Origin of the sequence: Bacillus sp. TH30 (assembly GCF_016650875.1) — a bacterium.
Taxonomy (GTDB): domain Bacteria; phylum Bacillota; class Bacilli; order Bacillales; family Bacillaceae_G; genus Bacillus_A; species Bacillus_A mycoides.
In genome coordinates, this window is record NZ_JAEKEY010000002.1 from 4192936 (window position 1) to 4206049 (window position 13114).

The window sequence follows — 13114 nt, forward strand, 5'->3', positions numbered from 1 at the left end:
TATATGTGCTTTCTCATTTTTTTTGTAAGGAAAGGGGCTTTTAATTTACAGATTTATCAGAATTATGTAAAGTGTAGATAAAACCATAAAATGGGGTGTTCTTTATGTGTACTAGTTTGACATTACAGACAAAAAACGGTCAGCACCTTTTTGCAAGAACGATGGATTTTACATTAGATTTGAATCAAGAAGTAATAATCATTCCTCGACATTACCAGTGGAATAATATAACTGGTGAAATCATTAATACGAAACATGCTACGGTCGGAATGGGGATTAATCATCAAGGAAGGGTCATTATGGCGGACGGAGTAAATGAAGCAGGTATGACATGTGCAACACTCTATTTTCCAGGATTCGCTACTTATAGTAAAAGTATAGATAATAACAAAACGAATTTGGCTCCATTTGATTTTGTGACTTGGAGTCTCACACAATTCAATTCTGTCAAAGAGTTAAAGAAATCTGTAGATAGCATTACCTTTTTGGATATACCATTACCGGATTTAGGACTTACGCCGCCACTCCATTGGATTTTAGCGGATAAATGGGGAGATTGCATTGTACTGGAGCCAACAAATGAAGGATTAAAAATGTATGACAACCCACTAGGAGTGATGACTAATAGTCCGGAGTTTAGTTGGCATTTACAAAATTTAAGACAATATATTGGCCTTAAATCGCAGTCATTCGCGCCAACAGAGTGGAGTAATGTACCATTAAGTGCTTTTGGTCAGGGCTCAGGTTCAATGGGACTTCCAGGGGATTTCACCCCGCCATCAAGGTTTGTGCGAGCGGCATATGGCAAACAAAACATTCAAGGTATAGATAGTGAAGAAGAGGGAGTATCGGCCCTTTTTCATATCTTATCAAATTGCGAGGTTCCTAAAGGCGGAGTAATAACAGAAGAAGGTGCATTAGATAATACCATTTATACAAGCGTAATGTGTATGGAGTCCGGAACATATTATTATCATACTTACGATTGTAGACAAATTATAGCCATTCATTTATTTCATGAAAATTTAGATACAGATGAGATTAAAGCCTATCCGTTCCAACGGAAACAAAAAATATTTTATGAAAACTAAGTAGCTTTGAAACAACGCTTAGTAAATTTTCAAATATATATAATAGAGCAATAATGACCTATAAAAAGTAGGAATCGGAAGGAATCTAATAAGTAACCCGAATAAATACCCCTTAAGAAAAAATAGACGCAAAATATTCAAGGTATTATATAAATTCAATCCAATGACTCCTACCAGTAAAATTCTGCTGGTAGGTGCAGGGGCATTGGCTAAGAAACTTATTTTTTCATTAAACTAGCTTTTATTTCTTCTAGAAGGCCCATTAAAGTGCTATTATGCAAAGCAAACATGAGCGTACTCCATTTATAAATAGCAAAGAACAAAAAAGGTGTGGAAAATATCCATACCTTTTTTGTTCTTCTATTATCTATGTATAAAAAAGCGCTGTATATCAGCACTTTTTAAAAGTACATGAGTTGTATAAGAAAGATTTATACATTACTAAAAACATAACTATGCAAGGTCTAATATAGATTCTTATTTGGCACATTGTTACAAGGATCTATGCGATTATTTATTTTTATTATTATTAATTTTTTCAGTATATAAAACCTGCTCTTTATAATGCTTTTTAATTGGGAAGTTATGTGTATCTGTGCCGTTCTTGAATTTTTTATCAATGGGGTTCTTTAGAGGGACTGTTGTAGTTTCAGTAAATTCATATGGGTAATTTATTTTAGATTTATCTTCAAACATGAAAATGCCTCCTTTTTAGGATTTCCTAAATTCTTTACTATAACATGATATGCATATATATTTTTTTGGACTAGTTATTTATATAGGTTAGAACAATTTAATTACATAACTACTGAAATATTTTTAAGGAAAACAATTAGAGAAAGATATTGTAATGATAGCTGTTCACTATTATTGTTGTTTAAGTTATCGTGGTGTGTTCGAAATTCTGAGGGGACCTAGCATATTGGTCTATCTAATAACCATTATGTGATGAGTTCTTTTATTTATCAGTGAAACAAACAATGCATATATATTCGTTATAGATTGTTTTTATAATGTAATATATATATAGTTTTCCTGATAATATAATGTGGAATATTATAGTGTTATTAGGTTATTAGGAACATTTAATGTTGTTTCACAACTGAAAGGGAATTGAAAAAGAACTGAAACTTTTCTCATAAAAATTCAATCTTACTTGAAAAATGAAAGGAAAATGAAATTTTCCAAAAGAAATTCTTTGTTAAGATAAAAAGCATACATACAAAAAAGTATTGACATATGGAGAAAAATGTATTTTTCAAGATATAGTGGGGGAAAAGATGAGATTAGAAAAACAATTAATAAAAAAGATGTATTATGAAACATTCCTAATGGAGAATGAAACACATCCACCTCTTCAAGTACTTGGAGAAGCTTATGTAAACGAAGAAAAAAATGAGATTTCCGATGGATCTTATATTCGTTTTGCACAAGGTGAATTTTATTATCACCATCAAGATTTTGAAGCAGCTATTTTTAAATGGGAGAAAGTTAGTAATGAATTAGCACCATGGGCACAAAAAAATATTGCGGATGCTTACTTCGAACTTAACCAATTATCAGTTGCTGAAAACGTGTATACTTCTATTAATACTGATAACAAAATACTGATGACCGAAATTGTACTGCAATTACTGTCTCTTTATATCGAGCAAAATAATTTTGATTCAGCTTTCGCTGCTATTAAAGAAGCAGTTTCTTTAAATCCCGATTATCCAAACGTCACAATAATTGCCCGTTCCTTTTATGAAGAACAGCAAGATTTTGATAGTGCAGTAGAGCTTGCTGTGAACGAGTTAATTCGAACAGAATCTTATCCGTGGTTTGAGGTTCTAAAAGAATATATCGATAAAGGATTTACTAAAAATATTTCACCAGATTATTTTTATAAAGTATTAGTTACATTAAATAATGTAGATCAAGTGCAATTTACGCAAATGGTTTCATCACTTTGGCACAGCTATAAAGATGAACAAAATTACTTATTATGGCTCAACACAATAAATGAATTTTTCATACATATCGAAATACATTCGTCCGATATATGGGACGAAATTTCTTCTCTTTACGAAGAAACATACTTTGAATTAATTCAAGGTCAATATATGCTTAGACAATTACACGATATCATTCCAAACCTGTTAACAAATTGGTTAAAGGTAGTCAATCCCTCTCATGCTGTATTTCCATCTGCAGCAGTATTGGCATGGGATGAGATTTTTCCTTCTAAAATAGATTCAGCGGATATAAAAGATGCAGAAGACCTACTGTCATATTCTATTAATCATGTGAATGGCTTAGAGTATAGTTTACATCTTTTTGAATCTATTACACACTGGGCACAAGAACATGATTTAGAAATGGGTCACCGATTTAGCTGGTTAGTTGGTGAGCTTGCAGATTTAAGAACAAATCGCCTATTAGTAACTGGAACTTCAGGGAACGGAAAAGCTTCATTTATTAACTCTATTTTAGGAGAGAATATATTAGAAAACTCAATCTCAAATGTAGTTGTTTTTAAAAATGACGCTTATACAGAAATTAACGCTATAACAGATTCGGAAATTACAACAACTGAGAATTTCTCTGATTTCCATAACATGATGGCAGTGCACCGTCAAACATATAGAGATAGAGCGTGTGTTGAATTTAAATTACCATGCAGGTTTTTAAGTAAAAATAAACTTACATTCGTTGTTACACCTAGCTTTAATAGGAACAATGACGCGAGAGATGAGGTGTTTGAATATTTAAACTCTGTAGATGAATTATTATTCGTATTGAATACGGATTCACCTTTTACTGACAAAGAACGTGACATTCTGTTAAGTATCCAAGAACATACACCAAATCTACAAGTTCATTTCTTATTAAATAAAATCGATAACATTTACAATGAAGCAGAAGCAAAAAGAGTTATACAAGATACGCAAGTGAGAATAAATACATATTTCCCTAATGCAAGAGTTTTCCCTTATTCTTCGTTATATACAAATAGTAAACAACTAAACGATTTAACTGAGTTTATTCATTTTAACTTTAACCATAAAAATATCGATGCAGAACGTACTGAAAAGCTATTGTATTTCATTCGAAAAACAATTACATATCTTTTGGATAAACGCGTCGAGAGGGAAAATAATCTAGTGGATTCTATTAATTGGAATGAAGATATGTTAGTTAAACTAAATGCTTGTATTAATAACCTTACTGCTTTTGAGAAGGAAAAAATTCATTTAATTACAGAAACATATCGTACAATGAAAAACGAAATTACTAATGATCTTACAGAACATATTCCGAAACTATTGCAGAGTTGTTCCGATTTAATTAGTGAAGAAAGTGATTTTGGGCACATTGATATTGAACTAAATACAGCGATGAATGAAAGGGTGCAACAATATCTAGAACAAACTGTATTACCTAATCTTGCTCGCTCTATGCAAAATTGGATTGCGACTTCTAATAACGAGCTCCTTCAAAGTCAATTGTACTTAGCAGAAACCAGTGAAGGACTTAATTCTTTATTTGGAGAAAATCGAATACAGTTAGAATGTGACTTTAAAGTAATTGATGACTGGCGCAGAGATACTGATAGAATGACAACTAGAATACAAATGGAAGAAGTAAATATTTTACGCCGATTTACGCCAGCACAATTTTTACTGAAAAGTGCCGGTAAATTATTTGGAGTTCTTCCTAAAAATAAAGCTATGCTATATAACAAATACAAACAGTATTTAGAAAATGAAGATTATACCGATGTAACGGCTTCTATTATGAAGAAATTTTTCTTGCAGTTTGAGCTATTTGAAAACACACAAGAGCGGGATATTAATATGTTCTTTAGAAATCCATTTGGCTCGTTGGAACAAGCTGTAAAAAACACTCATTTAGAAATAAAAGAAAAACAAGATAAACTGCATAAAATGAAATCAAACCCTGAAGTTTATCATGATCCTATAACGCTCTTTGAATTGAGATTACGTCAATGTGAAGTAATCTTAAATATAGGTGAGGATAATGCCTATACAGATTTAACTTTAGAAACAAGCGTAGAATAAAAGTAAAATATATCAAGTTTTTTATATGAAATTGCATCATGTGTTATAAGAGGGGAAAGGGAGCAACCGTAATGAGTTGCTCCCTTTCTTTATATAGATTACTTTTCAGTTTCTTTAATTTTAGTTTTTACTTCTCCAGTTTTAATTTTATTACTTTCTGAGAAACGTAATAAATCGCCTTCAATAATTTTGTCAGACATTCGTAACTCATTTTGTGCACGGTTAATCATTTCTTGAGCTTCTTTTTTTGGTAAATCTACAACCTCACCTGTTTCTCGATTATAAAAAGTATGATTTGTATATGCATACTTGTCTGTAACGAAGCTGCCATCACGGAAAACAACAAATCCGTTATATTCATCTGAAAACATATCATGACCAAAACGGATATCGTTAGTAGTATCAACCCCTAATAAATTTAGAATAGTAGGTTTCATATCGATTTGTCCCGTAGGCTTTGAAATAGTTTGACCTTCTGTTTGGCCAGGGATATGAATATATAAAGGTGTGCGTTGTAAATTTAAAGTATCAAATTCTGTTATTTGATCTTTTTCTAAAAACTGTGCCATTGCGCGATTATGTTTTTCAGAAATGCCATAATGATCACCGTATAACACAATAATAGAATCATCATACATTCCCTCGGCTTTTAAACGCTCAATAAATTTTTTAATTGATTCGTCTAAGTAACGTGCTGTTACGATGTAGCGATCAAATACGCCATTACCAGAGTTGTATGGTTCAATGAATTTTGTATCTTCATCATACGTAAATGGATAATGGTTTGTTAAAGTAAGGAAACGAGCGTAAAATGGTTGATCAACAGTTTTTAATATATCTACTGATTGATCAAAGTATTCGATATCTTTTAATCCCCAATTTAAATTTGTTTCGGGTGTAATTTTGTAATCAAGTTCATTATAGTAACGATCATAACCAAGAGCAGAGTACATGATATTACGATTCCAAAATGTTGCGTTATTCGCATGGAATACAGAAGTGAAATAGCCTTGCTGACGTAAAATTTCTGGAGTCGCAGTATAATCGTTGTTACCGTGCGTGAAGAATACAGCACCTCGATTTAATGGATACAACGATGTATCTATTAGAAATTCAGAATCCGATGTTTTTCCTTGACCAGTTTGGTGGAAAAAGTTATCGAAATAATAGCTTTCATTTATGAATTCATTTAAGAATGGCGTAACTTCTTGACCGTTAACTGATGCACCTATTAAAAAGGTTTGCAAAGATTCAAGAGTAACGACAATTACGTTTTTTCCTTTCGCTGCACCAAACATATTAGGATTTGGTTCACTTTGGTTTGATTTTACGTAGTTTTCAGTTTCTTGTAATTTACTACTATCTGCAAGTGCCTTTTGGGATCCAGCTTTTACTTGTAGTGTTAAATCATATACTTGATGAGTGTATAGTCCTAAATTTTTCACAAGCATTACGCGGTCGAAGGATCTCGTTAATAATTCAGGTCGTTCTTTTTCTGCAAGCTGTAGATTTGCAAAAAATACACCAATTGTTAAAAGAAAATATAATAAGCGTGCAGAATGAGTTACACGTTCTGTTTTAAAGACTATTGCTTTCTTTTTTAATAAAATAAAGAAGAAAATAATGTCTACGAATGCGAGTATAATTTTGTAGTTCAATATTTCTATAATACTGCCGCCTAATTGGCCGAAGTTTGATGTTTGTCCAAGTACTGGTAACGTAACGAAATCATTATAAAAATCATAGAACATTACATTCCCAACAAGTACGATTGTTAATAAGAGATTAATACATAGCGCTATATAATTTCTCTTTTCACCGGTTGCAAATAATGCTAATCCAACAAATGCTAACGATGCAGCGAGAGGGCTAATAAACAAAATAAGTTCTTGTGTAGAAGACTCAATTTTTAAATCAAAACTGAATCGCGTAATAAGATATGTTTTTAACCATACTGCTAAAGCAATTATTATAACAAAGCTTATATTTTGCAGTTGTAAATTTATTTTATTCTTCATTTTTACACCTTCTTTATAGAATTTATTTAACTAATGTTATATATTATATTTTCATAACTATTAGAGTGTGGTGAACCATTTAGATTATATTTTTCTAAAGGTAATAATTTGAAGTATTCATATACATACAATGGAGAATTTTAAAGCGAAGTAACATAAATCTAATTTTTTTAGAAACGGAGCAGAAAAAGTCATAGTTGTAGTGAAAAATGCTTATAGACATCCTAACATATTAAACACTACGGCGATGTTACAAAATATCGAACAAATAAAAGTGAAAATGAATAGAGACTTGTAAAACTATTGACATTCAATTTGTTAGAATTGAATGTCAATAGTTTTGCATACATGGTTATATTAAATATGTATCTTGTAAAATCCCGATTCTTTGTGGGTTAATCAGTAGCGCGGGAAGGATTTCATTCATGCTATTACTACATAAGTAAAGTACTGGTGAAACTCAAAATGTTTGATTGGTATCTAAATTATAGAAATTAAATGTCAGACAAGTATTTTCCAACATACAGACCACTTGCAGCTGCTTGAGATAATGAATGAGTGACGCCTGAACAATCTCCAATTAAAAATAGCCCATTCATACTTGTTTCAAAGTGGTTATTGATTTTTATTGTAGGAGCATAGAACTTTCCATCAATTCCATATAATAAAGTATCTTTATCGATAGGTTCTTGGATAAATTGTTCTAAACGTAATAAAAATTTTTTGAGTCCTTCAATATATAATTGAGGAATTTCTTCATTCAAATCTCCATAATCTCCGTGTAGTGTAGGCTGTATACGATTATGTTTCATGTTGTTCTCCGCTGTAGGTTGTTTCTTTATTAAGTCCTCTAAACGTTGTATAACAATCCGATCTCGCCCTTGGTTAATGTTTTTAATAATTGAACTTGCGTATACATTTGCTTCTTTGAGAGTTGGAAAATAGCGCGGGATAAATAAAGTGAAATTTAAGTTAGAAGTGCCAGTTTCTTGCTCTCGGAAATTTTGACCGTCAGGCATAATCAAGCCGTCTTCGTACTTTCGAATAATGCGTCCTTTTGGATTCATACAGTAAGTAGTAGCCGTGAAAAGTTCATGCTCATAAGAAAGTTTCGTCTCAAATGTATTTTTTAATATAGAACGTAATTGGTGTTCTTTCATCTCTACTCTAATACCTAAATCTACACGAGTTTGCTCTTGAGAAATATTTAGAGAAGTGCACATTTCTTTTAACCAATCCGCCCCGGAACGTCCTGTTGCAAATACGATTTGCTTAGATTGAACTATTCCTTGATTTGTATCTATTTTAAAATGATTTTTCTGTTTCATGATATGCTCTACATCTATATGGAATCGGATATTTATTTTCGTAAGTAAAAATTCGTAGAGCTGCTGAAAAATGTTACTTGAAAGTGTAGTGCCAAGATGCCTTACTTCTGTTGTGAGCATTTGTAAACCACATGTCTCAGCTCTCTTAGTGAGATTTAGATTTTCTGTAGAATATTTTGAAACCGAACTTCCGCCAAACTGACATAGAATTTCATCTACTTCAGCCATGAGTTGTATAAAAGCTTTTTTACCTACTTTTTGCTCTAGTTCGCCTCCAAATCCATTTGTATAATTAAATTTCCCTTCAGACTTTCCTAAACCACCAAATCCGAAATATTTATCACATGTGTTACAGTTACACGTTTTCCCTTGGTCTAAAGGACAATTCCGATGTTCTAGCGGTTTACCTTTATCAAGAATTAAAATGTTTTTGTTGCTTTTAGCTAATGCATAAGCCATAAAAATGCTACTCACTCCAGCTCCGATAATTGTAACATCATACATATTCTTTCACCTGCTAACGAATAGTTTGTTTTTTATTTTCTTAGTGTATAACACTTTTATGAAGTTAAGAAATAGCTTTTATTAATAAAGAGGGAGTTTTTGAACTTGATGCTTTTCTAATTTCTCCGAGTGGTGGAGTAAATACAAATGTTTTTATTTGAAAGAAGAAATAGTTTTAAATGATCACTATGTCATATGATTAATAAAATCTTACATATAAAAAACAGACCTTTTAAGTGAAGAGGTCTGCTAATCATTTGAAATAGTTGTTAAGTGCATAAATTTGAAGAGAATTATAGTTTTATTTAGCGAAGACGTGGTTACCGATTACCGCTACTGTTTGACGTGTCGTAATCCATTTGTTTGTTGAAGTTTTTGGATTGTAAAAATAAAGCCAATCAGAATGTATTCCATTTGTAGAGATAGCCTCTTCTACTGCCATTTTTGCTTCTGCGCTTGCAGGCTGATTAATTCTACCATCGGTAACAGGAGTAAATGCATATCCGCGTTTAATAGGTTCATAAATAACACCTGTTATTGTATTTGGAAAACCATTTGCATTTACACGATTCAAGATAACTTTCGCCACCGCTACTTTTCCTTTATATGATTCGCCACCTGCCTCAGCAGTAACTAAGCGTGCCATTAAGTCTTTTTCTTTTTCTGAAATACTTGAATTGATTTTTAAATGTTGTCCTGTATAAAGCTTGTTTCCGACTGTATTGTTAATTTGTTTTATAGATTGAACGGTAACATTGTAACGCTTTGCTATAATTTCTAATGAATCTCCCGGCTGTACTTGATAAATAATTTGTCCAGAGATGTTCTTAGGTTTGTCGTTTTGATGAACAGTGACCTCATTTGATTTCATGGATCCTGGAATATGTAACTGTTCACCAATAAAAGTTTGATCTTTTCCTTTATTATTTGCTTGTTTAATAGATTGTATTGAAACTCCATATTGTTTACTGATACCCCAAAGTGTATCATTCTTTTTTACTGTATGAATGGTGGAAGCCTCAGCTACACCTTGATTACATACGAATGTAATTGCTGCCGCAGATAAAGGAATTATATGTTTTATTTTTAATAATTTCATTGTAAATCCTCCCAATAAAAAATTAAGTTTTAACTGTTGAGTAATGTAGTTCAGAGTATATAAGATATGTATTTATATTTTAATATAAGTATATTAGCACGTATAGAATAAATAATCATTATAAGTTTTTTATTTATATCATGTAGGACCCAAATATGAAATATTGCATATGAAAGCCCATTGAAGTTCGAGTTGTTGCTTACTATAATTTATCTAGTGAAAAGGGATATTAAATTTTTTTAATGCATTGAGATGAGAATATGTGGATGTTTTTAAATTTTACTTCTATGCAATATTCCATATTTATGAAACATTATTTATTAAGTAGCTTATATTATATTCAATAAGTTTGATATAAAACAGAAAAAGAGAGGGATAAAAATGAGCAATAAGAAGTTTATTTTGAAATTATTCATATGTAGTACTATACTTAGCACATTTGTATTTGCTTTCAATGATAAGCAAGCAGTTGCTGCTAGCGCTGGTAATGGGCTTGAAAACTGGTCAAAATGGATGCAACCTATACCCGATAACGTACCGTTAGCACGAATTTCAATTCCAGGAACACATGATAGTGGAACGTTCAAGTTGCAAAATCCGATAAAGCAAGTATGGGGAATGACGCAAGAATATAATTTTCGTTACCAAATGGATCACGGAGCTAGAATTTTTGATATTAGAGGGCGTTTAACAGATGATAATACGATAGTTCTTCATCATGGGCCATTATATCTTTATGTAACATTGCATGAATTTATAAATGAAGCGAAACAATTTTTAAAAGATAATCCAAGTGAAACGATTATTATGTCTTTAAAAAAAGAGTATGAGGATATGAAAGGGGCAGAAGATTCATTTAGTAGTACGTTTGAAAAAAATTATTTTCTTGATCCTATCTTTTTAAAAACAGAAGGGAATATAAGACTTGGAGATGCTCGAGGGAAAATTGTGCTACTAAAAAGATACAGTGGTAGTAATGAATCTGGAGGATATAATAATTTTTATTGGCCAGATAATGACACGTTTACGACAACTGTAAATCAAAATGTAAATGTAACAGTACAAGATAAATATAAAGTGAGTTATGATGAGAAAGTAACATCTATTAAAGATACTATAAATGAAACGATTAACAACAGTGAAGAGTGTAATCATCTATATATTAATTTTACAAGCTTGTCTTCTGGTGGTACAGCATGGAATAGTCCATATTATTATGCGTCCTACATAAATCCTGAAATTGCAAGCTATATGAAGCAAAAGAATCCTACGAGAGTGGGCTGGGTAATTCAAGATTATATAAATGAAAAATGGTCCCCAATACTTTATCAAGAAGTTATAAGAGCGAATAAGTCACTTGTAAAAGAGTAAAGATTGTCATAGTAAGAAGCGATGAAATACGTCGCTTCTTTTTTGTTTTCTAAAAATTAACATCAAATATAGTTTTACATATCGTACGTTCATGATAGAAAAAAATCGAAATTTAAGCTATAATTACTACATATAAAATTTGTACCTATAAATCTTATATGTAGTAATGAATTTGATTTGTTGTAATGAAACGGAGGTATATATTATGAAGTTTCCACATGATTTTTTATTCGGGGCTGCTTCAGCTTCTTATCAAGTAGAAGGTGCATGGAATGAGGATGGAAAAGGTGTTACGAATTGGGATGAGTTTTCAAAAATTCCTGGCAAAACATATGATGGAACAAATGGTGATGTAGCGGTGGATCATTATCATCGATATAAGGAAGATGTTCGTTTAATGGCTGAGATGGGATTGGAATCGTATCGTTTTTCGATTTCTTGGGCGAGAATATTGCCGACTGGAGATGGAGAGGTAAATGAAAAAGGAATTGAATTTTATAACAATTTAATTGATGAATGTTTAAAGTACGGGATTGTACCGTTTGCCACTTTATATCATTGGGATCTACCATTACCGTTAGAAAAAGATGGTGGGTGGACGAATAAACGAACAGCAGAGGCTTTTGTAAAGTATGCAGAAATTTGCTTTAAGGCATTTGGTGATAGAGTGAAACATTGGATTACTTTTAATGAAACAGTAATGTTTTGTGGATTAGGCTATTTAAAAGGTGCACATCCACCAGGAATACAAAATGATGTTCCAAAGTATTTTCAAGCGACTCATTATGTATTTTATGCGCATGCGAAAACAGTTGCGGTGTACAAGCAGCTGAAACAGTATGGGGAGATTGGGATTACACATGTTTTCTTACCTGCTTATAGTGTGGATGATCAAAAAGAAAATATACTAGCAGCAAATCATGCGAATGAATATGAAACGTATTGGTACTACGATCCAGTTTTAAAAGGTGAGTATCCGTCTTATGTTGTACAACAATTAAAGGAAAATGGGTGGACTCCTAATTGGACGGTTGAAGAATTAGAAATCATTAAACAAAATGCCGAAAAAAATGATTTTATTGGCTTGAATTATTATCAGCCAATACGAGTAGAAAGATATGATATGGATATAAAGAGCGAGGAGCATTCTCGAGAAAACTCAACACTTGCTCCAGGTAATCCTTCTTTTGATGGTTTTTATCGAACAGTAAAAATGGATGATAAAACATATACCAAATGGGGTTGGGAAATATCTCCCGAAGGTTTCTTAGATGGATTGCATATGTTGAAAGCGCGTTACGGTGACATAAAGATGTATGTAACGGAAAATGGACTTGGTGATGAAGATCCAATCATTGACGGAGAAATTGTAGATGTTCCGCGAATTAAATTTATTGAAGAGCATTTAAAAGTAATGAAGCGTGCAATTCAAGAGGGAATTAATTTAAAAGGTTATTATGCATGGTCAGTTATTGATTTATTAAGTTGGTTAAATGGATATAAAAAGCAATATGGCTTTATTTTTGTCGATCATAATGATAACTTAAAACGTAAGAAGAAACTTTCGTTTCATTGGTATAAACATGTGATCGAAACGAGAGGAGAAGAGTTATAACAGATAAAAGAGTATTTTAGGAGA

General features: G+C 31.9%; 8 protein-coding genes. 4 read left to right on the forward strand and 4 right to left on the reverse strand.

The features are described from left to right. Positions 1–104: 104 nt before the first annotated feature. Positions 105–1091, forward strand: a complete 987-nt coding sequence (locus JFU20_RS23910) for a choloylglycine hydrolase family protein (protein ID WP_002165213.1) — start codon at positions 105–107, stop codon at positions 1089–1091. Positions 1092–1601: 510 nt separating this feature from the next. Here the strand turns inward: JFU20_RS23910 and JFU20_RS23915 are convergent. After that, entirely contained in the window at positions 1602–1787 is a 186-nt protein-coding gene (locus JFU20_RS23915) for a hypothetical protein (protein ID WP_002014615.1), read from the reverse strand. A 584-nt stretch (positions 1788–2371) separates the two neighbouring features. On the opposite strand from JFU20_RS23915, the gene JFU20_RS23920 reads away from it, so the two are divergent. Then, positions 2372–5155: a dynamin family protein gene (locus JFU20_RS23920; RefSeq protein ID WP_002165214.1), complete on the forward strand. Its 2784-nt coding sequence runs from the start codon at positions 2372–2374 to the stop codon at positions 5153–5155. Positions 5156–5253: 98 nt separating this feature from the next. Here JFU20_RS23920 and JFU20_RS23925 read toward each other — a convergent pair whose 3' ends face one another. From JFU20_RS23925 to JFU20_RS23935, 3 genes are all read right to left on the reverse strand, one after another. Next, the gene (locus JFU20_RS23925) at positions 5254–7173 is read right to left on the reverse strand and encodes an LTA synthase family protein (protein WP_002014618.1); all 1920 of its coding nucleotides are present in this window, start codon (positions 7171–7173) and stop codon (positions 5254–5256) included. 494 nt (positions 7174–7667) lie between these two features. After that, positions 7668–9005: a BaiN/RdsA family NAD(P)/FAD-dependent oxidoreductase gene (locus tag JFU20_RS23930; protein ID WP_002165216.1), complete on the reverse strand. Its 1338-nt coding sequence runs from the start codon at positions 9003–9005 to the stop codon at positions 7668–7670. Positions 9006–9306: 301 nt separating this feature from the next. Beyond that, positions 9307–10104: a cell wall hydrolase gene (locus JFU20_RS23935; RefSeq protein ID WP_002088026.1), complete on the reverse strand. Its 798-nt coding sequence runs from the start codon at positions 10102–10104 to the stop codon at positions 9307–9309. Between the two features lie 381 nt (positions 10105–10485). Between JFU20_RS23935 and JFU20_RS23940 the strand changes: the two genes are divergently transcribed. Continuing rightward, positions 10486–11475 carry a phosphatidylinositol-specific phospholipase C gene (locus JFU20_RS23940; protein WP_002014622.1) on the forward strand — a complete coding sequence of 330 codons (990 nt, stop codon included), beginning with the start codon at positions 10486–10488 and terminating at the stop codon, positions 11473–11475. A gap of 205 nt (positions 11476–11680) precedes the next feature. Further along, the gene (locus JFU20_RS23945; RefSeq protein ID WP_002014623.1) at positions 11681–13090 is read left to right on the forward strand and encodes a glycoside hydrolase family 1 protein; all 1410 of its coding nucleotides are present in this window, start codon (positions 11681–11683) and stop codon (positions 13088–13090) included. Positions 13091–13114: the final 24 nt, after the last annotated feature.